The sequence below is a fragment of the Skermanella mucosa genome (assembly GCF_016765655.2).
In the GTDB taxonomy this organism is placed as follows: Bacteria; Pseudomonadota; Alphaproteobacteria; order Azospirillales; family Azospirillaceae; genus Skermanella; species Skermanella mucosa.
This window is the reverse complement of sequence record NZ_CP086106.1, coordinates 2288654-2309167: the sequence shown is the minus strand read 5'-3', so window position 1 is coordinate 2309167 and position 20514 is coordinate 2288654. Positions and strand designations below refer to the sequence as shown.

General features: G+C 60.4%; 20 protein-coding genes. 10 read left to right on the top strand and 10 right to left on the bottom strand.

Annotated elements, in window-relative coordinates; translation table 11 throughout:
* Window positions 1–220 precede the first annotated feature (220 nt).
* A complete protein-coding gene (gene recD2, locus JL100_RS10410) occupies window positions 221–2422 on the bottom strand; it encodes an SF1B family DNA helicase RecD2 (RefSeq protein WP_202685228.1) in 2202 nt (733 codons plus the stop codon).
* A 145-nt stretch (window positions 2423–2567) separates the two neighbouring features.
* Between recD2 and JL100_RS10405 the strand changes: the two genes are divergently transcribed.
* On the top strand, window positions 2568–3047 hold the full coding sequence (locus tag JL100_RS10405) for a cold-shock protein (RefSeq protein WP_323378474.1): 480 nt from the start codon (window positions 2568–2570) through the stop codon (window positions 3045–3047).
* Complete coding sequence (locus tag JL100_RS36675; RefSeq protein ID WP_323378472.1) at window positions 3044–3133, top strand: hypothetical protein; 90 nt, start codon at window positions 3044–3046, stop codon at window positions 3131–3133. Before JL100_RS10405 ends, JL100_RS36675 begins: the two co-directional genes overlap by 4 nt.
* A 188-nt stretch (window positions 3134–3321) precedes the next feature.
* On the opposite strand, the gene JL100_RS10400 is transcribed toward JL100_RS36675, so the two are convergent.
* Window positions 3322–5718 carry a tetratricopeptide repeat protein gene (locus JL100_RS10400; protein ID WP_202685227.1) on the bottom strand — a complete coding sequence of 799 codons (2397 nt, stop codon included), beginning with the start codon at window positions 5716–5718 and terminating at the stop codon, window positions 3322–3324.
* Between the two features lie 263 nt (window positions 5719–5981).
* Here JL100_RS10400 and JL100_RS10395 point away from each other — a divergent pair, with 263 nt between their 5' ends.
* Complete coding sequence (locus JL100_RS10395) at window positions 5982–6293, top strand: hypothetical protein (RefSeq protein ID WP_202685226.1); 312 nt, start codon at window positions 5982–5984, stop codon at window positions 6291–6293.
* A gap of 335 nt (window positions 6294–6628) precedes the next feature.
* A complete protein-coding gene (locus tag JL100_RS10390) occupies window positions 6629–7030 on the top strand; it encodes a hypothetical protein (RefSeq protein ID WP_202685225.1) in 402 nt (133 codons plus the stop codon).
* Between the two features lie 465 nt (window positions 7031–7495).
* Here JL100_RS10390 and JL100_RS10385 read toward each other — a convergent pair whose 3' ends face one another.
* Window positions 7496–8287 (bottom strand): PAS domain-containing protein, encoded by a 792-nt coding sequence (locus JL100_RS10385; protein WP_202685224.1) that lies wholly within the window; start codon window positions 8285–8287, stop codon window positions 7496–7498.
* A gap of 241 nt (window positions 8288–8528) precedes the next feature.
* Between JL100_RS10385 and JL100_RS10380 the strand changes: the two genes are divergently transcribed.
* Window positions 8529–9440, top strand: a complete 912-nt coding sequence (locus JL100_RS10380; protein ID WP_228421185.1) for a metallophosphoesterase family protein — start codon at window positions 8529–8531, stop codon at window positions 9438–9440.
* Window positions 9441–9528: 88 nt separating this feature from the next.
* On the opposite strand, the gene JL100_RS10375 is transcribed toward JL100_RS10380, so the two are convergent.
* Complete coding sequence (locus JL100_RS10375; protein WP_202685222.1) at window positions 9529–10023, bottom strand: cache domain-containing protein; 495 nt, start codon at window positions 10021–10023, stop codon at window positions 9529–9531.
* Window positions 10024–10076: 53 nt separating this feature from the next.
* Window positions 10077–10241, bottom strand: a complete 165-nt coding sequence (locus tag JL100_RS10370; RefSeq protein WP_228421184.1) for a hypothetical protein — start codon at window positions 10239–10241, stop codon at window positions 10077–10079.
* Window positions 10242–11574: 1333 nt separating this feature from the next.
* On the opposite strand from JL100_RS10370, the gene JL100_RS10365 reads away from it, so the two are divergent.
* The gene (locus JL100_RS10365) at window positions 11575–12777 is read left to right on the top strand and encodes a sensor histidine kinase (protein WP_202685220.1); all 1203 of its coding nucleotides are present in this window, start codon (window positions 11575–11577) and stop codon (window positions 12775–12777) included.
* 344 nt (window positions 12778–13121) lie between these two features.
* Here JL100_RS10365 and JL100_RS10360 read toward each other — a convergent pair whose 3' ends face one another.
* The 3 genes from JL100_RS10360 to JL100_RS10350 form a co-directional block, all read right to left on the bottom strand.
* Window positions 13122–13553 carry a response regulator gene (locus JL100_RS10360; protein ID WP_202685219.1) on the bottom strand — a complete coding sequence of 144 codons (432 nt, stop codon included), beginning with the start codon at window positions 13551–13553 and terminating at the stop codon, window positions 13122–13124.
* Window positions 13554–13853: 300 nt separating this feature from the next.
* On the bottom strand, window positions 13854–14225 hold the full coding sequence (locus tag JL100_RS10355; RefSeq protein ID WP_202685218.1) for a response regulator: 372 nt from the start codon (window positions 14223–14225) through the stop codon (window positions 13854–13856).
* A complete protein-coding gene (locus JL100_RS10350) occupies window positions 14219–15436 on the bottom strand; it encodes a sensor histidine kinase (protein WP_202685217.1) in 1218 nt (405 codons plus the stop codon). The genes JL100_RS10355 and JL100_RS10350 overlap by 7 nt, the downstream gene beginning before the upstream one ends.
* A 418-nt stretch (window positions 15437–15854) precedes the next feature.
* Here JL100_RS10350 and JL100_RS10345 point away from each other — a divergent pair, with 418 nt between their 5' ends.
* The 3 genes from JL100_RS10345 (at window position 15855) to JL100_RS10335 (ending at window position 18378) form a co-directional block, all read left to right on the top strand.
* A complete protein-coding gene (locus tag JL100_RS10345; protein WP_202685216.1) occupies window positions 15855–16259 on the top strand; it encodes a hypothetical protein in 405 nt (134 codons plus the stop codon).
* A 171-nt stretch (window positions 16260–16430) separates the two neighbouring features.
* A complete protein-coding gene (locus JL100_RS10340) occupies window positions 16431–16589 on the top strand; it encodes a hypothetical protein (RefSeq protein WP_202685215.1) in 159 nt (52 codons plus the stop codon).
* A gap of 316 nt (window positions 16590–16905) precedes the next feature.
* On the top strand, window positions 16906–18378 hold the full coding sequence (locus JL100_RS10335) for a PAS domain-containing sensor histidine kinase (protein WP_202685214.1): 1473 nt from the start codon (window positions 16906–16908) through the stop codon (window positions 18376–18378).
* A 77-nt stretch (window positions 18379–18455) separates the two neighbouring features.
* Here JL100_RS10335 and JL100_RS10330 read toward each other — a convergent pair whose 3' ends face one another.
* Window positions 18456–18914 (bottom strand): response regulator, encoded by a 459-nt coding sequence (locus JL100_RS10330; RefSeq protein ID WP_202685213.1) that lies wholly within the window; start codon window positions 18912–18914, stop codon window positions 18456–18458.
* A gap of 462 nt (window positions 18915–19376) precedes the next feature.
* Window positions 19377–19760, bottom strand: a complete 384-nt coding sequence (locus JL100_RS10325; protein ID WP_228421183.1) for a cupin domain-containing protein — start codon at window positions 19758–19760, stop codon at window positions 19377–19379.
* 77 nt (window positions 19761–19837) lie between these two features.
* Here JL100_RS10325 and JL100_RS10320 point away from each other — a divergent pair, with 77 nt between their 5' ends.
* On the top strand, window positions 19838–20305 hold the full coding sequence (locus tag JL100_RS10320) for a VanZ family protein (protein WP_228421182.1): 468 nt from the start codon (window positions 19838–19840) through the stop codon (window positions 20303–20305).
* Window positions 20306–20514: the final 209 nt, after the last annotated feature.

Below are 20514 nucleotides of genomic sequence, written 5' to 3'. Positions count from 1 at the left end.
CGGACGAATCCGGAATTGCTACCGCGATCCTGGCCTTCATCGACGGAGCCAGAATCTAGACTGTCGCCATGGCTGACCGGATCATCGTGTTCGCACGAGGAAGGCATCGACTACGAGGGACCGACCCGCCCGCGATGTGCGTGCTGGACTAGACAGAACGGTGGACGAGCGATCGTCTCCATTGAATGAAGGTCAACAGGGATCACGTGATGTGTGCCGTTCAATTTCTGACCGCAGCACTCTCCAGCAGTTCCCGGAGCTTCGACCACCGCCGCCCACCCTCGGCCGACCGGACAGCGATCCCGACAGCTTTTCGCTGACCGACCAGCACGACCAGCTTCTTGCCACGGGTGACGCCGGTATAGATCAGGTTCCGCCGCAGCATCATGTAATGGGTCATGCCCACGGGGATCACGACGGCCGGGTACTCCGAACCCTGGCTCTTGTGGATAGTCGTCGCGAAGGCGAGAGACACCTCGTCCAATTCACCAAACTGGTACACCACGTCCCGGCCGTCGAAGGTGATCGTCACTTCCTGGGCATCAGCATCGATGGTCGAGACGAACCCCAGATCGCCGTTGAAGACCTCCTTGTCGTAGTCGTTGGTGGTCTGCATCACCTTGTCGCCCGGGCGGTAGGTCCAACCGAACCGCTCCACCTGGGGCTGGCCGGTGGCGGGGTTCAGAACCGCCTGGAGGGCGACGTTCAGCGTCCGGGCTCCCAATCCGCCCCGGTTCATCGGGGCCAGCACCTGGATGTCCCTGATGGCGTCGAAGCCGAACCGCCTGGGAATCCGGTTCTGCACGACCTCGACGACCTTGCGGGCTGCGTCCTCGGAGTCGGCAGCGTCGATGAAGTAGAAGTCCGAGTTCCGGCCGTCCGCTGGTGGCTTGAGATCGGGCAAGCGGCCGGCGTTGATCCGGTGGGCATTGGTGATAATCTGGCTCTCGGCGGCCTGCCGGAACACCTCGGTCAGTCGCACCACAGGTACCATGCCGGAGCCGATGATGTCGGCCAGTACCTGTCCGGGACCGACCGAGGGAAGCTGGTCCACGTCACCGACCATGATCACGGCGGAGCCGTTCCTGACTGCCTTCAGGGTCGACGCCATAATCGGCACATCGACCATGCTGGTCTCGTCCAGGACCAGCAGGTTGCAGTCCAGTGGGTTCTCCTCCGTCCGCTTGAATCCACCGCCGGCGGGATCGAACTCCAGTAGCCGGTGGATGGTCTTGGCTTCCAACCCGGTCGCCTCGGTCATCCGCTTGGCCGCCCGGCCGGTGGGGGCGGCCAGCATGACCTCGACCCTTTTGGCCGCCAGGATCTTCAGGATGGCATTGACCAGTGTGGTTTTACCCACCCCCGGTCCGCCGGTGATGACCACGACCTTGGACGCCAGGGCCATCCGGACCGCCGCCTGCTGGCTTTCCGCCAGCGTGACGCAGAGCTTCATTTGCACCCACTCGATGGCCTTGTCGGCCTCGATGGTCGGCCAGGGCGGCTGGCCGTCCCGCAGTACCCGGAGCCGCTCGGCGATGGTCCGTTCGGCTTCCCACAGCTTTCTCATGAAGACGCACTGGCGTTCCCCGATGGTGTCGGCGACTACCATGCCGTCGCCGAGTTCGAGATTGATCGCGTCTTCCAGGATTTCGGTCGGGATCTCCAACAACTCCTCGGCCAACTTCAGCAACTCGTCACGGGGCAGTCCACAGTGACCATCATCGACCGCATTCAGCAGGGCATAGGAGATGCCGGCTCTGGCCCGGATCATCGCCGTCTTGGGAATGCCGAGCTTCTCCGCGATCATGTCGGCGGTCTTGAAGCCGATGCCGCGGATATCACGGGCCAGCCGGTACGGGTTCTCGGTTACCAGCGGGATCGCGTCGGCCCCGTAGGTCTTGTAGATGCGGACCGCCCGCGAGGTGCCGACGCCGTGGGATTGTAGGAACACCATGATCTCGCGGATGGCTTTCTGATCGCTCCAGGCCAGCCGAATCTTGGATGCCCGCTTGGGACCGATGCCGGCGACCTCGATCAGCCGCTCGCCCTGCTGCTCGATTATGTCGAACACGGCCTCGCCGAACGCCCTGACCAGTTTCTTCGCATAAACCGGGCCGATGCCCTTGATCAGCCCCGAGCCCAGGTACTTCTCCATGCCCTCCAGCGATGACGGAGGTGCTGACTTCAGGAAGGCCGCCCGGAACTGCTGGCCGTGTTCGCGATGAACTTCCCACTTGCCTGACGCTTGGACGAACTCACCGGCCGAAATGGAGGCGGCATGGCCGAGCACGGTCACGAGGTCGCGGTGCCCCCGAACCTTTACCCGGAGCACGCAGTAGCCATTGTCGGGATTGTGATAGGTGACCCGTTCGACCAGCCCGGCCAGGGGTTCGCGGTCCGGAATGGAAGCCGGATTGTTCATGCTGGGCAGCTTACCGAGAAGCCTTGCCGTGACAGGGAATTCGCTTGCAGTTCCATTAGGTCACCGCCGTCAGGGAGCATGTGCCTTTTCACAGCCAACATGTACAGTGCGGCAACTTACCACACCATCGTGATTGAGCTACCACATGCCCTTCGGTCCTCCCCGCACTCCTCGTCCCTTCGCCACCCATGTCCGTGCCACTGTGAAATGGTACAATCCATCCAAAGGCTTCGGCTTCGTCACGCCGGATGATGGTTCGGCTGATGTGTTCCTCCATGTCTCGGTTGTGGAGCAGGCTGGTCTTCAAAGCCCCGGTGAAGGAGCGATCCTCGTGTGTGATCTGGCCGACGGGCAGAAAGGCCCTCAGGTCTCGACCATCCACAGCGTGGAGGCTGGTTCTGCTTCAGGCCAGCGTAGCAGTCGCCCTGCAACCGGAACCCGGTATCCCCGCCAGAACGTCAGCGACTACGACGACTATGGATATTGGTTAAAGCCCAGCGGTGGCGGAACTGTCGAAGGTACCTTGAAGTGGTTCAACCCGGACACGGGCTTTGGGTTCATCGCCCCGATCAAGGCGGCAATAACGTTTTCGTCTACATCAGTGCGGTCGAGCGGGCTGGATTGAGTACCCTAAGGGAAAACCAGCGTATCCGCTTCACTGAAAAGGCTGGGCAAAAGGGTACGGAAGCCGATGGCCTCGAGGTGATCTGATGGATACCCATTGGAACGTATGAGGATGATCCCTCTGCGGTGCGGTACCGTGTGGTACTTCCGAGCGTAGTGTCATTGACTACGAAACTGACCGGCGGCACACTGGCCTCAGGTTGCGAAACGTCTCGGGCGTTGAAGCGGGGGACCCGGCAGAACCGGGAGCATCTGGCGTCGCGACCACCTTCCGCTCACCCCTCTCCGCCGCAGCACTTCTTGACCTTCTTGCCCGTACCGACGGGACAAGGATCGTTGCGGTGAACCTTGGTCGCGAACATCGACGCGGCGAGTTTCCCATGCTGTCCGGCCATAGCGGCCAGCTTGGTGTGAAGTCCAAGGTATTCATGGATGAAATCACCCAGGGTGGGCCAGCCGAGCGGTCGCCGACAGGGCAATGTTTTGCCGTGCCTCGCCCCGGCTTCAAGCATTGCAATCGCCTCCTGGATCTGTTCGCGGCGTTCGAGGGTGTCGGCGAGCCCGTAGTACGCCTCGACCCAGGCGGGATCCGTGTCAATGGCCTGCCGGTAGAGACGCTCCGCTTCGACAAACCGATTCGCGGCATGATAGGCATGTCCGAGTCGAAGGAGCCGGTACGCTTCGCCCTTCACGGATTCCTCCCCGAGTTGGGCAAGCAACTGCTGGGCCGACAGCTTCTCCCCGAACGCCCCGGTGAACGACCGCCGCTTGACTGGTGAGAACCGGTCGCCCCGCGAGAACAGCCAGTCCTCCTGCGGTAAATCGGCAAGTTTTGCCGTGATGGCTTCGATGGCGTCGGGGGTGAACTCGAACTCCGACACCGCCCCGCAGGCCGTGCAGGCGATGTCCTCGGCCAGGAAGGGTTGGGGGTTGGGAGCGTCCGGCAATACCCAGACTTCATGCACCGCGTAGGTCGCGGTGTGTCCGCATCTGATGCATGTCAGCGGAACGTCGAGTCTGGGTACGCCAAGGTCGCCATTGAGGGTTTCCACCAGGAAGGCATGCTGTCGGCGGTTGTCCTTGTCGAACTGCGATCGGACCAGCCTCTCGATCTCCCGATGCTCCTCCGCCAAACCGCCATACAGCAAGCCGAGAATGACAAAGGCCCGGTCCATACCTTGCAAGTTCTGACCGACCAATCCCTTCAACCGCTCGTTCAACTCCGGCTCATCCAGAGCCAGGACGGCTTCGCCGAGTTCATAATCGCTCTCGTCGAGAAACGCGTCCCAGTGCCGATCGATCAGGCCGACCGCTCCTGGCGATCCATTCCTCACGGCCAGTCCCAGGGCAAGGATGCGGACGAACTCGGGGAGCCGGTCGAAATGCTGACTAAGGTACTCGATGGCAGTGTCGCCGAACGTCTCCACCGCCCTGATGGCGGCATCGCGACTCTCTTCGAACTCAGCGTCCATCAGGTCGATCAGCACGGGCAGGAACGCCGGATCACCGAGTTGAGCCATCAGATCAGCGGCATGGACGGCTCCATAGTCATCGGCATGCTCGCGAGCAATCCGGGTCAGGTGACCGGTGACCTCGTCTAGCGGCAGCGTGCGAAGGTGTCCGCCCACTTCATCCAGGCCCGGCGGAAGCCGCATGTCCGCTGCAATCAGCGGCCAGACGTCCCGATCATGGATCTCGCTTAGATCAAGCCGTTCCCGCCGGTGGACGCTGAGCACACCAGCCAGGGCAATGACGCCGTGCCAGATCCGCTTCGCCTTCGGCGACGATGGTTGTGAGAAGCCCTGTTCGACCAGGGCGATGAGATCCTCCCAGGCGGGCTCGCCGACCGTTGCGGCGACCATGCCTCGCGACACCGCCTCGAGCAGCATAACAGCCCTTTCGGCGGCTTTGCGGTCATTGGTGCGGAGGGGTCGCAGGATATTATCGACCGCGGTGATGTCGAGCCCGGACTGGTAAATGAACGCCGCAACCGGACCGACGCTCTGCTTGGTGAAGCCGAGTACGTAATCGCGGACGATGCTAAACTGGGAGCGATCGCCGAACAGGACGGCAGCAATTGTTTCTAGATGGTTGGCATAGGCCCTCTCTCCCCGTTCGTTGGCCCACTCTGACAGGAACCGTCGGACCATGTCGATGCGGGCCGGATGACGGGAACGCAGGGCCGCCGTGATCCGTGCGATGTTTGCCGCATAGGCATCATCGGTGTCGGCGAGGGTCTCGATCACGGGCTGGGCGAGATCAATGATCCGGCGGGTCGCCTCGGGGGCGAGGTGATCCAGCGATTGGAGAATACCAACGACCTGCCGGGGGCGGACAGTATCCGGTGCGGACAAGTAGCCCTCGAACAAGCTGGCAGCACGGACGTTATCGTGGCGGGCCAGGAAGGCAGCGGCGTCAATGGCGGCCCGATAGGGCAGCGTCGGCCACATCTCCACCAGCCGGTCCGCGTGTTCGGCGAGGACTGGGTCGGGGACAAGACCGATCAGCACGTTGAGGTCATGCGGCTCCCAGGTGTCGAAATAATGTCGGACCGCTGATGGGCTGAGGAATGTCTCCTCGACGAACTTCCGTGGGTCCGGCCGAGCGAACTCGGTATCGTGCAGGTACCCAATCGCCCAGTGGACCAGGAGTGGATCTTCGTGAAATGCCATGCCTGCGACCTGCCATGTTTGCCGAGGGTCGATCGTAACGGGGCGGTCCGCTGATCGGCAAGTCGCGGGCGGCTCATTGATCATTTGTCTTGTTGCCGCTCCGCTTGCTGGTCATGATCGGCGGGTTCGTCAAGGCCGCCCCTGGGGGCTCCTCCAAGGGCCTGCGGTTAACCGATGCAAATGGTAGCTGGGGCTTCATAGGGTTCCTCTTGCCAGTCGGCCAATCCATGGCTGGCTGATGTGGACGCCCCATGAGGTGACCCATGAAGTTCTGCCATCTCTGCACCGATGTCTGCCAGAAAACCAGGAAGGCCGGCATCGAAGATCCCAGTGACGCCCAGCAGCGGACCTGCCTTGCCATCCGCTCCATCACGGACCTGCTAATGGTCCCAGGGCTGATATGCCTCGACTTCGTGGATGTCAGCAGCGTGATGCGGGATGGCGGTAGAGCCGTAGTAGGTCTCGGTGAGGCGGCCGGCGAGGGGCGAGCTACCAGGGCAGCGGAGGCTGCCATCTTGGACGTGAAGCGGCAGATTGCTGCGATACAATCAATCCACGTTGACGAGCAGCCTTGAAGCTGTCGAGGCGGCAGGGATGTACATCGGTCTTCCGTTCACGCAAATCCGGTGAGAATGGGGAAGAGAAATTCCTGGCCCCGTTCACCATGCAATGCGATGAGATGACTGTGCCCCTGACGAAACAGCAGGTCACCAGCTTCCAGAAATGACAGGGCAGGAGCGATGAATTTGTTGAGATGGGGGACGACTGGCCCCTGAATGAGGCTCAATCATCCCGCTGCCGGTGTCGCGAGCCATACATCCGCGTATAGACGGCATCATGCTGCTTCTGGCGGAATTCAATCCCGGTACAGGTGTTGTGGATCCCAAGCACGCCATCACCGGAGGCCGACATGAGCGACTGGACCGACCAGATCCTGGATGCGATCCAACGCGTTTCCATCCTGGATTACCGCAAGGACGAAACCACCGGCCAGCCCCGAAATGTCGGTGAACAAACCGCCGCGATGATCTTCAATGCGGTGCGGGCGGCCGAAAGGCGGGCTATCGATCCTGCTGAAGACTGGCAGATCCGCGGTAGCTACCAGCGACCGGTCCCTTATGCCTTGACCATGGGCGAGACGCTCAATGGCCGGCCCTCCGTTCGACTGACCAGCACAGTTGCAGCCAGCGAAGCCATTGCCCTGGACACGCCTGAGCAGATTGACGAACTCATCGCCCGGCTCCGGAGGGCTCGGGCGACTCTGGTGGCCGACCAATTACGCCAGTTCGATGTCAGTATCGAAGGCAAGTGATCACCAAGAGCAACAGCTTTGCCGTCGTTGCCTAGGTAATGCTCCAATACAGATGGGAGCCGTGATGGGCTTCCACGCCGCCCTGACTCGTTCATAATGCTCTCGAAAGGCAATCACGTCCTACCTTTCGGGGGCGGTGAGTTCTCGTCAGTCCGAGTGATCTTCGGTACCAGCTTTTGGTCCGCTGACTGGACTTCCGTCGCAAAGCTCCTGGCATCGTCATAGTTGTCTGTCGTATACAAGAGATCTACGGGTTCGCCGCCCGGCAGACAGAACGTAACCTTCCATTGACCTGCCTGCTTGATCATTGATGAATTTCCTTCACCTCTGTTCGGCATATCTTCCGCAGTGCCGTAATCGGTAAGGCGGGTTCGTTGTCTACTGAAGACAAAAGCAGAGACTTTAGAGATGCACGGAGCAATGACTGCTCACGCTATGTCATGATGTTTGTCTAGGGGTTCTGGCTCACTTCTCCTCCGCCTCGTTCACCTTCTGTGCAACAGACAGAACACCCATCACATCACCGCTCTCGGTGAACAGCGGCAACTTGGCTTTCTCCACAGCTTGATCGCCGGTCAGAAGATTGAGAGTCTGTTCCGCCCGATGGCAGCGATGCTCCGTCATCACGGCGGAGTCCTGCTGGTGGAGAGACGCAGCTTGGCCCGGAGGCAGGAAGTCCCAGTCGGTCTTACCGCGGACCTCCTCTGGGGAGGTCAGGCCGTTGGCCTCAGCGAAGGCCCGATTGCATCCAAGGAACCGTCCCTGCTGGTCCTTCCAGTAGATCAATTCGGGCAAATGATCGATGATCACGGACAGGAGGGCTTCGCTGGCCCGGTGGCAAGCCTCGATCTGCTTCCTGGCCGTTATGTCCCTACCATGGACCAAAACGGCCATTGTCTGATCTGCTTTCCCGAGCATCGGTTCGACAGAGATTTCGAACCACCGGCCCCCGACCTGCTGCTCGAAGCGGATGGACCGACAGGAGAGAACGACAGTGTCAACAACTCCGGCATAATCGTAGACCATGCCCATAGGCACGTGGCCCCACAGGAGATCGCCCGCCCTCGGCGGGGTTTCCAGCATGCTTGCCGCGGGGTGATTGGCCGCCAGGATCACTCCGTCCGGAGAAATCACCAGCAAGGGATCCCGGATCGTCGCCACCAGCAGCCGGTAGTCTAACTGCCCGTTTGAGGATGCCGCTCCTGGATCAGACGAAGTGGTGCTATTCATACCAAGAGGGTCCATGCAGTTGCTCATGCTGTCCTGCGGAGGTCAGGACAGCACCTACGGTCTAGTCCAAAAAGCCGACACGGCGTTGTTGTGCGGTGCAGCATTGGTTATACCGGGGTTACACTTTTGTTGCAAGTCCAATGAGCCCACGCCGAAAAGCATAATGCTCTTTGATATGGAACTTTTCCGAAAAGGAACTTTATTGCTTTGGTCCCCGCGAAAGCATACTGATAAGTTCAGTTTGAAAGGGCCGCGGATATGCCGCTCCATGCCGTCGGCGGCCTTCGCCTCGGCGGGCTTGTGCGAAACCCAAGAGGCTAGGACACCTGCATTGAAGTTCGCTCTGGTTTCCGACCTCCATGTCGATCACTACCCGGACAATCAGCAGTTCGACTGGCATATCGTGCGACGATGGACCGGGACCGATATCCTGGTAATCGCCGGTAACGTTTCGGGCTCAGCAGGCATCAGCATGGAGGAGATCCTGCTGGCCCGGCAGGCGTTTCGATGCGTGATCTTTGTTGAGGGGTCATGCGAACACCCGAACGGCTACTGGAGTCCCGCAGCGGCCGAGAGGCTCCGGCAGTTCGCCGAGCAGCATGACGGCATCTATTATCTTGGCACTGGTTCCGGCTTAACAATCGAGAGCACACTGGTTTGCGGCATGACCGGCTGGAGTCATTTCCATGCCGAAGTAGCGGGGAGCGGTGATTCCGATCAGGAACGGTTCGACATGCCGTGCGGCAACCATGATGTCGGCAACCTGGAACTCGGAATTGCCGTTCTGCCTGACGACCTGTTCGCACATCACGTAGAGCTTTTGGCTCAGCAGGTGAAGGGTGCGGCGGCGGATCCGTCCATACACGAGATCGTGGTTATCACCTACGCGGCTCCCCATGTGGACGCCATTACTTTCACAGGCGACCACATCTGCGACCTGGAGGCAGAGGCGGCCTGCACGGCTGCCCTGGTGCCAATCTGGTCGGACTGTCTGGATGGTGGCAAGCTGACCACTTGGTGCTTCGGCCGATCCAGCTTTCATCAGGATTTCACCGATCAGGGCGTGCGGTTCATCAGCAATCCACGCGGCTGTCCAGGCGAGAAAAGGAACGGCCCATACACTGTGCAGGTGATCGATACGTCTGTCGTGATGGATCAGGGTTTCGAGGCGTGGGCCTGACCGCGAGTTGCGTGCCCAAACAGTCCGATCTATCACTTGTTGCCAATGCCCCGACCTCGTCGGGCATAGGCCGGCCGGCTGATTTCTGTCACTGGCCACTTGCCGTCTCAAGATCCGTGGTCGTGAACTTGTTATCGTAGATACCCGCTCCCACCGTGAATGGCGTATTCGGAACGGGCTTGATGTAGGTCAGCTTGCGGGCCGGCTGCTTCTGGCCTGCCCTGGGCCAGTGGTACTCGACCCAGTAGCCCTCGGTTGTGCCGCTCGGGCAGAACATCGGGCCGATCACCTTGCCGGTGGGATCCTTCAGGTCGGACAGTGGCATGCCGACGAAGCCGAACAGCGGGTTTGCCGCCACCTTCTTGCGTTCGCAGTCGATCACGAAGACATAGGTGTCGGCCCATACGTAATCGGATCGCCGTTCCTTGAAGGTTGCGAGGCCGGCCTCTCCCTTCTGGCTCAGGTAACCGACGGCTTGCCGGACCTTCTGCACCACCTGCTGCGGCGTCGCCTTCTCCTGACCCGAGACCGTACCGCTGGAGAGGGTCAGGGCTGTGGCGACAACGAACACCGTTCTCCGCATGGCAGCCTCCTGGTTGCCCCGTATCACACCCGTCATGACCGAGATGCCGGCTGTCACGCCGCCGGGGGCGTGAAGATCATCAACCCGTTGCTGATCAGGGCAAGCCGTTTGATCCGCTCGGCAACGGCCCTGATCCAGAATGGATCACGGCTTTGATAGGCGGTTTCCCAGGCATCAATCACGTCGGCGATCCGGCTCGCCCAGGCCACCTCGCCCACAGCTAGAACCACCAGGACGGCTCTGGCATGGCTCCGCGGCGGCGTGATGTCGCGACTGCGAAGCCGGATCGGACATTCTCCCACGAAGTAGATAATCTCCAGGCCAGAGGGGTAGATACTTGAGGCCCCCTCGCTCAGTAGAGAGCCTGCAGCGGGTAAGGATCGATGCATCATTGTGATTTCCGTGGCATACACCAAACTTAGCTATGTCGTCGTATGATCAAGGAGAATTTTGGTAGGCTGCCGCTGAGCACTGAGTCGTTGGTCGGCTCTGGATGGACTGTTCTTCCTCATGATCAACCAGTGATTCAGATCGAGATCGAATGGGCCAAAAAGTTCAGTGAGGGCCAGGCGACATTCTCCGCCGAAGCATACAGCGTGTCATCAACGGTCGAGGTGACCGGCGTCTTCCAGACGACGTGGCACCGCTTCGAGCCTATGGGCTTAGGAACACGGCGGCATTGTACTCTGCCGCAAGCGGTCCCTCAGGTGGTTCATCTCTCTTGTCGTGCTGATCGATCTCATGCCCCTGATCGTCATCGTCGGCCCACTCTACTGGGGTCGCTACCGGGCGAGCCGGTAGGCTGCCGGTAGCCTCCAGGCGGGATCTCCACCGGGTTTAGAGGAAGGAGCCGTCGAGCAGTGCTTACATCGGCGTAACGGAACGGCAGAGCTTCAGCTTCCATGCCGCCGGCCGAAGGAGGGCTGCCAAGCAGTGAGAGCCCGCCCAATGCCGTAGCCCCGGTCATTACGGCCACGATCCACGCTGCCAGAACCTCACTCGGGATCATCTTGCTGCCTCCTTGTGCAGCGTTCCCGTCACGTCACCAGCACGCGTCTGCTTCCATTCGTCTCAGGTGAAACGATAGAGTGGTTCGGCAACTGGCGGTGGAGGGATCATCGCACCAACGGAGGGTGTGTGCAACGTTTATGCTTGGGTTTGTGCCTCTGTCAGGAGAGTATATCCACATTGACCTTATAGACACCAAGTACACCGGTTTGGCGTGCCCGTTGTCTGGTGCAGTTCTGGACAACATGATGAGTGTTAAAGTGGTAAGAACCTACTGCCCGTTACGCCGAACCGACCGCCGAAGGGCCGTGAGGATCCCCGCCAGGATTCTGCTTCCGCCAGGGGCGTTCAATCCGGAGGTGGTCGCCCTCGCGGGGTAGGATCAGGTGATCCGCAGGTGTTCCGGCCAGCCCAGCAACTTCGACTGTAATCGACTGTCTGTGCGTCCGCGTATTCAGCAGATGCACGGGGCGGCTGCGGTCTCAGTGGAGGCAACTGTGGTGACGACTTCGAGGCCCGCGTCCTAAACGAAAGGTTTGCCAGATGTTTCGCTCACCGGATCCTTTGGAAGACCGCCTGCGTGCATGGTCGGAGCAGCAGGCCGCACTCGCCGAGTTTGGATTGGTCGCTCTCCAGAGCGAGGATCTGGACGCCATCCTTCAGCGGGCCTGCGAACTGGTTGCACGCGGCTTCAGGGCTCCCATCGCCAAGGTGCTCGAGGCTCTACCGGGAAAGGACGAGTTGCTGCTGCGAGCCGCCGTCGGCGTGCCGTCCGAGGTTGCGACCACAGGCAAGACCATCGTCCCTGGAGGTCACGGCTCCGCTGCCGGTTATACTATGCTGGCTGACGAGCCCGTGATCTCACACGTCCCGACAGAGACGCGGTTCGAGCCGTCTGAGGTGGTGCGGCAAATGAGCGTGGTCGTCTCACTGAACGTCCTGATCCTCTGCAAAGACCGGGCGTATGGAACCTTGGAGGTGGACTGCCAGGACGAGCGGGAGTTTACCACAGCCGGTATCAGCTTTCTCCAGACCTACGCCAACCTGCTGGGTGCGGCCATCGACCGGCACAGGGCTCACCACCAGCTTGCCGCGGCGGCGACGGAGCGGGCCGTTCTTCTGCGTGAACTACAGCACCGGGCTCAGAACGACATGGCCGTCGTGACGTCCTTCCTGAGGATGGAAGCTCGCAGGGCGGAACGCAGCGAGACGAGACAGCGGCTGGAAAGCGTCGGACAACGCGTGGAGTCCCTCGCCCTTATCTATGGCCGCCTTTACCAGAGCGGGGCCACACACGCGGTGGACCTCGCCGGCTACCTCGCTGAACTCGTCAAGCAGCGGTTCCTCATGCACGGCCACGAGCCCGATGACGATAGCTCCATCAGATTGCATCTCCGTCTGGTCTCCGTGGAGGTCAGTCATGACCGAGCGGTCGCGGTGGGTCTCATTGTCAATGAACTGGTGACGAACAGCCTCAAGTACGCTTTTCCGCTCCGACGCGGAGCAGTCACAGTGTCGCTGGAGAGAACCGAGCCGGGCAAGGCCTGCCTCATCGTGGCAGACGACGGCATTGGCATGCCGGCTGAGCAGTTTCGGGGGCATGGGACCGGGCTGGAGTTGATCCCCCTGCTGACCAAGATGGCCGGTGGGGAATTCCGGAGGGAGGAGCGGGACACGGGCACTGCGGGAACTTTGACCCTGGGTATTCCTGACTGCCTCACAGGATCCGGTGATCCATCAGGATGAGGTTAGGCCGGTGCTGAAGGCCGGGAGTGGCATCCCGCTTGTTACCGGCCATGGCTCGCCAGCTTGAAGGCGTTCTGGAGTTCGACACAGAGCACCGGCCCGGAACGCGACATATTCTGCGGTTCCTGGTCTCCAGGTGGTAGTCCTGAGCGGCCTGACTTCATCACCGACGATCATCAATCAGGCCAGACAACCCCATGGGGCGTGCCGTTGCCGATGTACAAGCAGCGTGGGAACCCGTCAGGCTGAACAACTGAGCAATTGCACCCGCAACCAGCTTTGGCGTTGACGGCTTGGCAAGCACCATAGAAAGAAAGGCTGATCAGATCTCCTGAAAGACTCTGTCAAGATACTGGTTGCAGGGGAGTAAATTCACGTCGATAAAGCTCAAGGTTCCGTGGCAGCGGCATGGTCGGCTTGAGCCCGTTCATCACCTGCTCGACGATCTGGGTGCTGCGTACAAGGCTCCGGCAGTCGTATGGCTTTCTCAGGCAGCCGAGAGCAGCAGGGCATGCACCTGCCGAATGCTCTGCATAGCTCGTCGCGAACAATGAGGGAATGGCCCAGCGGGTATGGATTGCTTCGGCCGCCTCCATTCCGTTGCCCTCGGCCAGACGGATGTCCATCAGCACCAGATCGGGGCGGCAGCGATCAGCCAAAGCGACCGCCTCCGCGGATGTCATTGCGAGACCCACCACAGTGTGTCCTGACGTCTCGAGATCGGCCTGGGTACTCAGGGCAATGATAGGCTCATCTTCGACTATAAGAATACGCATGACATGGGGGACCAATCCGGCTCGCCGATGCAGGTTTCATGGGATGAAGCAACGACCGTCAGAACAGGGCAGGCTCGCACCGGTTCCCATATTTTCGGATCTTTTTCGGCAATGCACAAACGGACAATCCATCATATGTCATTGGGACGGTTCCAGCGTTGGCTGACAAGAAGGAGTTGCTTACCGGCCGATACTGGGGTCGCTCACGAGAGCATATTCAACACGATAGCCGAGACCACCGGGAGCCTGCCTCGTGGAGCCGCGGCGTTCCTCGTGCCCTGATCTGCTTCAGGAGCGGCTCTACCCCGGCAGAGCTTCGAGTGCTTCAAGCAGGTACTGGGGCAGGATCGGCTTGACCAGCACGCCGGCGGCGTCTGTGGCACTGATCCGAAGCTGGGTTGCGGTTTCGTTGGAGCCGGTCAGGAAGATCACCTTGCAGGAATGCTCCCGGCAAATCCGCTGGGCCGCCTCGACACCATCTATGCCATCTCCAAGCCGGACGTCCATCAGGACGACCGCCGGGTGGTGCCGCAATGCCATCCTGACGGCTGCCGATCCCGACTTGGCAACTTGGAGGTTTCGGAAGTCGGCGTCCTCCAAGGTCATCCGGATCCCGAGCCGCACGAGGTTGTCATCATCGACAATCAAAATGGGAGCATCATCGGTCAACATGGCAGTTCTCCGGGACAAGGGAATGTCACGACGACCTGCCTGCTATGGCTCTCGTCCATGGTCATATCACCGTCTAACTGATCCACCAGTGCGGCGATGATCTGCTGTCCTATTGCAGAGGGTGAGGGTGTGTTCAGCACGGCGGCACCATTATCGGCGACGATCAAGTAAGCCCTTCCTCCGCCCGTGATCGTCAGCGAGACATCAATAATACCGTGCTGATCGGGCGGGGAGGCATGCCTGTACGCATTGGAAGCCAGTTCGGTGACCAGCAATCCCAAAGGGATTGCGACGTCAATCTTGATAGTGGCGTCCACGGGCTCGACCGTGACATCCAGCGGCAGGTCACTCTTTGACGTTGCGTGATAGGTGACGAGAGCCTGAGCCAGGTCACGGAGAAACTCCCTCAGGTTGATCGTCTCCAGATCCTTTGATTGCATCAGCTTCTGGTGGACCAGGCCGAGGCAGTACACCCGATATCGCAGATCCCGCAGGTTCCCGGCATCTAACGGAGTGTGACGGATCTGAAGGGCAAGGAGCGTATCGACGACTTGGAGATTGTTTTTGACCCGGTGGTAGACCTCCCGCAACAAGGTTTCCTTCTCCGCCAGGAATCGCTGTAGCTGCCGTTCGGTGTCCTGGTGCTCGCGAATCATGTGACGCAAGGCCCGGTTGGCTGAGCGGGCCTCGATCTCCGTCATCACAAGGTCGGCGAAGTCTCGCAGGAGCCGCCGCTGTTCGTCGCTGAACTCCGGGCGGGGCGAGCGGTCGATCACGCACAGGGTGCCCAGCACATGCCCCTCCGGCGTGACCAGCGGTGCCCCGGCGTAGAACCGGATGTTCGGATCTCCGGTCACCAACGGATTGGCGGCGAAGCGGTCATCCGCCGTGGCGTCCGGAACAACCAGGGGTTCGGTGTCGAGGATCGTGTAGGAACAGAAAGCCACTTCTCGCCGGGTCCAGGGGGCGTCGAGACCATGTCGGGACTTGAACCACTGCCGGGTTTCATCGATCAGCGTGATCAGCGAAATCGGCGTGCCGAGCACGCTCGCGGCCAGTCGCGTGATATGGTCGAAGGCTCGCTCCGGTGGCGTGTCGAGCAGGTCATACCGGTGCAACGCGATGAGCCGCTGCGGTTCATCGAGCGGCACCGGAGGTCTGGCGAAGCCCTCTGGCAGACTGCCCAGGAATTCAGACTGTTGATCTCCCATATCTCTGCTGCTTTCAGTGGCACCTGTCTGCATGGAGTTAGGTATGGATCCCCCGACACGGCTTGGCGGTTGTGGTCTGGTGGGTACCAACTCCTCACAGGCACGACCCTGCATACCCGCGGCACGGATTGCCGGAACGCCGCTTTCGGCTGTCCGGTGGGCCTCTCCGGAGGTTGAAACAATGCTCGAGAGTTTACCCGTAGCACAAGATTAGGGCTGGATTACAGCAATCTCGACCGCCGTATTTCAACAGTACAGGCCGTCTGCATGGAGACTTCCGCAACGTCCTACTCCCCCTGCCGAAAGATTCCCGGCGTAGGCAGGTTTATGGCTGGAACGCGGAAGGTCAGAGGTCTACAACGGCCTGGGCTTCAAGAAGTTTCAATGAAAAATCGCCAAGTGTCCTGAGGGGGAAACGATGCTGCTGCCACGCCGGGTCACTCTACCGACCGCCGTGCCGCCTTGTCTGACATCGGGCCGCCGCGAGCGACCAGTCCCGGACATTCTGGAAGTCGTGTTCTCCACCACGGGCGATCTGATCAGGATCCACAGCTACGGCACCGCCTGCTCCGCTACTTGGGATGCGGCTTTGGCCTACGGCCGTCTGCAATCCGAGCGAGGCGATGGGACTGTCGTTGCGATCCGACCGGACGAGTGGACATGGCTGCACGGTGTTCGCCCTCTTGCTTCCGACTGGCTGGCTGCGGCCGAGGCCGCCGAACGCTCGTGGATAGCTCGGGCAGCCACCCGCATCCAACGGTACGATGACCGGAGCAACGGGCTGATCGACCTCATGGTCGTCCGACCGCCGGGCTGGTGGTGATAAGCCTGAGTGGCCTGAGCAGCCAGTATCGTTTCCAGTAATATTTCGCAAACCACACGCGTCCATCTGGGCTATGCCGGAGCGGCCGCCCCAGGTTTCACGTGTTGGTCATGATCCACTGATAAGGAACACGGTTCCGGAGATCAGCAACTCATTCTTGGAGGTTTACCAATGGACAAGAGAAGACCTGAACCCTCGCTTGATGACCTACTCGACGACCCGATCCTGCACGCCGTGCTGGCCCGCGATGGTTTGAAGGTTGAGGAGGTTCGCCTATTCCTCAACGAGATGAAGAAGCGGTTGCAGCCAACCTGCCGCAAAGCCGCCTGACTGTCTGCTCCGCTCCAGGGGTCACCGTCAGCTTTCCTCAGACAACCAACATGGCATCAAACCCTGGCGTCGGATCGAACGGCCGGACTGGATGCCGGTAACGTGACTGGCCGGTGGCTCGGCCATGCTCATGCCCATGATGCTCTGTCATCCAGAATGCATCATATTATTGATAATTGAACTTCTGATCCTGGGCAAATATCATCCGCCATAGTGAGGCTAAAAAGTTGCCGGCTGGAGAACTCTTAGATGCAGCATTACTAGTCCGGGAAACAAACTGATATTACAGTTGGATTTTGTACAAAGAAGGCGGTTGATGGCACTACAGAAAGAGCAGGACCTTCTATCTGCCATTCTGAGCACGGTCCAGTACCCCCTGATCCTGGTTGACCGTGAGGGCAGGATTGAAGCGGCCAGCCAGGTGGCCGCCGAGATTGTCACTGTCTCGCCCGTAGCGATCCGGAGCAGGTGCATCAGCGAGGTCGCCGGATCGAACGGTGCTCTGCTGCATGATACCGTAGTGCAAGTTGTCTCCAGCGGGCAATCACTCAGGACCGAACTCCAGAGCCGGGGCCGCTGGTTCAACGTCGTGGTCATGCCGTTGCTCACGGAGACGGGAGCGGTATCCGGAGCCGTGATCCACGCCAACGAGAGAATCACGCGGCCTCCGGAGGCGGGTGGAGTTGCAGGGGGAAGCGATCCGCTCTGGCTGGTCCTCGATCAGATCCCTCACGCTGTCTACTGGAAGGATCGGCAGTCCCGGTACCTCGGCGGGAACCGGATATTCGCCGAGGTCGTCGGGCTTGCCTCATCGCGTGCCGTTCCCGGTATCACCGACCATGACATCATGGACCCATCGGACGCCGAGGCTGTCCGACGCGAGGATGTGCAGGTCATGCAGGCTGGTGAAAGTCTCGTGACCGTTGATCAGTCGCTCAAGCTTGCGACAGGTGGCAAGATCATCGAAAAGCTCAAGATGCCCCTGCGGTCGGAAAGCGGTGAAATCATCGGTATCCTCTGTGTCGCCCGCGACATCACCGCCCAGAGGCGGGCTGAGGACAAACTGCTCACGGACAAGCGGACCGCCGAGCAGGCGAGCCGTGCTAAGACGAGTTTCCTGGCTGCCGCCAGCCATGACCTCCGTCAGCCCATCCAGGCCATCGCCCTGTTCGCCAAGCTGCTGGACCGCCGGGTGACCGAACCCTCCGCATTGAACCTAGTCGGGTTGATCCAGCAATCGGTCAGGTCGCTGTCGGACCTGCTGGATGCGATCATACATATGTCGAAGCTGGAAGCCGGGGCGGTCGAGCCGAATATCGGGCCGGTGATGCTGGGCGATCTGCTCGGCAGGCTGGCTGGAGAGTTCACTGCCCAAGCAGCCGAGAAAGGCCTGGACTTGATCGTCGTGAACACGGGCCTGGAAGTACTGAGCGATCCGCTGCTCCTGGAGCGAGTCCTGCGGAACCTGATCTCCAATGCAGTCCGGTACACTGAGCAGGGCCGCGTGCTGATTGGATGCCGACGATGCGGAGCGACGGTCAGCATCGAGGTGTGGGATACTGGCATCGGCATACCGCCGGATCAGTGCGGCGACATCTTCCGCGAGTTCCACCGATGCGGTGACAGAACCCGCAACGCCAGCGAGGGCTTCGGGATCGGCTTGGCCGTCGTCAACCGCCTGACTGGTCTGCTCGGGCATCAGATGGAGGTCTCATCCGCTCCGGGTAAAGGGTCGGTGTTTCGGCTCAGGGTTGCTTCGGCAAGACGGCCGGCCAGATCGGGACCGTAACATCGCAGCAGGGAAAGCTCACGCACTGCGACCTGACCACCGGGAGTATTCCGGGCAGTCTGATAGCGGAGGGCCGATCAGTTCGGCTGGCCATCCCGATATAGAGGCGTCGAACAGGCGGCCGACATAGCCGCCGGGAATACTTCAAGCCCATCGGGGACATGGTCTGGGATTTGCCCCTGTACAAAGGCATCAAGGGCCATCAGAGCGGCAGCAAGCCGTGAAGGACAGATCGGCTTGATCAAGCATCCTATGGCCGCGTGCCGGGCAGCATGGGCTCCTTCAGCATCGCTCGTCAGGAATACCGAGGCAATGCCGGACAGATAACGTAGCTGCACAGCGGCCTCGATACCACACGCCCCCCGTGCGAGATGAAGGTCAACGAGGGCCAGATCGGCCTCGATACCATCGTCCGCGAGTTGCAGAACCCTGGTGGTATCGGCGGCAGTGCTGACCACGGTGTGGCCAAGCTCTGTCAGGTACAGCCTCAGGGCCAGGGCGACCAGAGGGTCATCCTCAACGATCAAGATCCGCATCTTGTCACCGCCCCTCAATGGATAAGTTGCAATGATTATCATTATCATCCCAGATTGCAATCATCTTGAAGAGATATGCCGTATTTCTTGGTGGAGAGCCCAAAGGGGCCAGATACAGAAACCGCTGATAGCGTGAATACTGAAGTACTATTCAGATTAGATCGAAGCACAACTGCCGAATGCGAGAATGATAATTCAGCAGGGCATCGGTGCGGTGTCAGCATGCGTTTCCTTCACTGCCAATATTACATTGGAGATTGTTCAACCATAACACGCTCTCGTGCTGGAGCCGCTGCAGCGAACCTGTCGCTTGGGTATGATGGACGATGTCGGCCGGCAATCACCAGAATGGCCGTCCTATGACGTCGTTCTTGTCCAGAGCACGGTCCTGGGCGTTGCTTTGCTGTGTTTGCTGCCCCCATCGGGATCAGCCTGCGGTGGGCAACGACCCAGCCAAGACACTCACGAGGTTAGGGCCTCTACAACCTCAGTCCCGAACTCAGCGGGAGACGTGATCTCCAGCATCTCCAGGTCATCGGAATGCTCGACCTCGCGGTGCCGGATGCCTGCTGGCTGATGGACACACGATCCCCGCCGGAGCAGCACCTCGCCAACGCCCTCGTACTCGAACCGCACCCAGCCCCGCAGGACATAGACCATCTGGAAGTCGAGGTCGTGCCGGTGCCACTCCCCAGGCGATCTCTCCCCCGGCCGAGCCCGGATGACGTGGGCATTGAACCGCCCGGCCGTCGCCTCCTTAATCGCCAGATCGCGGTATTCGAAAAATGACCTCAAGCCGTCATGGGCGAAATCGCTCTCATCGGCGTGGCTCACGCTGAACTTCATCGCGGTTCTCCTCCTGTTTTCCGCCATGATGCCATGATGCTAGATCGCCGGACAGTGACTCGACCGAACAAGCCTGAGTGACGGCGAATGCGGCTTGCGGTATGGTGGCCTCCTGCCTTGACCATTCCTTTGTTGTTATCGGGCATGAATGGGGAATGCCCCCAGCCGACCGCTCTTTCCTCCGCGTCCCAAAGACCTACCCGATCCGAGTGGCAGCCGCCGGTGCAGCCATCATCATCACCGCCGCATCGCTGTCATCTCGGTCGCCCACCATCGGAACTGGCCTTGGTGACAAACTCGATCACCTGGCCGCCTATTCGGCCCTGAGCCTGCTGGTTTCGCTGGGCTGGTCAGGGCGGATTGCTCCCGGCATGATCGTCGGTGCCGCCATCGGGTTCGGTGGGCTTCTCGAACTGCTTCAGCACGTCTCACCTGGACGACAGGCCGACTTGGCTGACTTCGCGGTCAACTCGCTCGGGGCGTTGGTCGGGTTGGCAGTTGCCGTCCTGGTCCGCAGGGTGGTGGCCGCTTTCTCCCGTGCCTGACCTGCCTCGTTCCATAGGGTTGTTTTCTTGTCTCGAGGAGAGAGCCGGAGGGCTGAAACAGCCCTACAACCTGACCTGCCGCCGGTCAGTATGGCGTTTCAGGTTAGCAGCACCTTTCCTACGCCCCCGCTCTCCGGACGGGATTCAGAAGCCGTTAAGCAATTCTTAACCACGCTGAAGGCATTCGGAACTGGGGGTCAGATTGCAGC

What these genes read in the sequence shown, in the direction of transcription:
- JL100_RS10400 (WP_202685227.1), bottom strand. Translation starts at nt 5,718, where the DNA reads ATGGCATTTCACGAAGATCCACTCCTGGTCCACTGGGCGATTGGGTAC.
- JL100_RS10325 (WP_228421183.1), bottom strand. Translation starts at nt 19,760, where the DNA reads ATGAAGTTCAGCGTGAGCCACGCCGATGAGAGCGATTTCGCCCATGAC.
- JL100_RS10380 (WP_228421185.1), top strand. Translation starts at nt 8,529, where the DNA reads ATGCCGTCGGCGGCCTTCGCCTCGGCGGGCTTGTGCGAAACCCAAGAG.
- JL100_RS10395 (WP_202685226.1), top strand. Translation starts at nt 5,982, where the DNA reads ATGAAGTTCTGCCATCTCTGCACCGATGTCTGCCAGAAAACCAGGAAG.
- JL100_RS10345 (WP_202685216.1), top strand. Translation starts at nt 15,855, where the DNA reads ATGCTGCTGCCACGCCGGGTCACTCTACCGACCGCCGTGCCGCCTTGT.
- JL100_RS10360 (WP_202685219.1), bottom strand. Translation starts at nt 13,553, where the DNA reads ATGCGTATTCTTATAGTCGAAGATGAGCCTATCATTGCCCTGAGTACC.
- JL100_RS10340 (WP_202685215.1), top strand. Translation starts at nt 16,431, where the DNA reads ATGGACAAGAGAAGACCTGAACCCTCGCTTGATGACCTACTCGACGAC.
- JL100_RS10390 (WP_202685225.1), top strand. Translation starts at nt 6,629, where the DNA reads ATGAGCGACTGGACCGACCAGATCCTGGATGCGATCCAACGCGTTTCC.
- JL100_RS10335 (WP_202685214.1), top strand. Translation starts at nt 16,906, where the DNA reads ATGGCACTACAGAAAGAGCAGGACCTTCTATCTGCCATTCTGAGCACG.
- JL100_RS10385 (WP_202685224.1), bottom strand. Translation starts at nt 8,287, where the DNA reads ATGAGCAACTGCATGGACCCTCTTGGTATGAATAGCACCACTTCGTCT.
- JL100_RS10355 (WP_202685218.1), bottom strand. Translation starts at nt 14,225, where the DNA reads ATGTTGACCGATGATGCTCCCATTTTGATTGTCGATGATGACAACCTC.
- JL100_RS10330 (WP_202685213.1), bottom strand. Translation starts at nt 18,914, where the DNA reads ATGCGGATCTTGATCGTTGAGGATGACCCTCTGGTCGCCCTGGCCCTG.
- JL100_RS10350 (WP_202685217.1), bottom strand. Translation starts at nt 15,436, where the DNA reads ATGGGAGATCAACAGTCTGAATTCCTGGGCAGTCTGCCAGAGGGCTTC.
- JL100_RS10405 (WP_323378474.1), top strand. Translation starts at nt 2,568, where the DNA reads ATGCCCTTCGGTCCTCCCCGCACTCCTCGTCCCTTCGCCACCCATGTC.
- recD2 (WP_202685228.1), bottom strand. Translation starts at nt 2,422, where the DNA reads ATGAACAATCCGGCTTCCATTCCGGACCGCGAACCCCTGGCCGGGCTG.
- JL100_RS10365 (WP_202685220.1), top strand. Translation starts at nt 11,575, where the DNA reads ATGTTTCGCTCACCGGATCCTTTGGAAGACCGCCTGCGTGCATGGTCG.
- JL100_RS10375 (WP_202685222.1), bottom strand. Translation starts at nt 10,023, where the DNA reads ATGCGGAGAACGGTGTTCGTTGTCGCCACAGCCCTGACCCTCTCCAGC.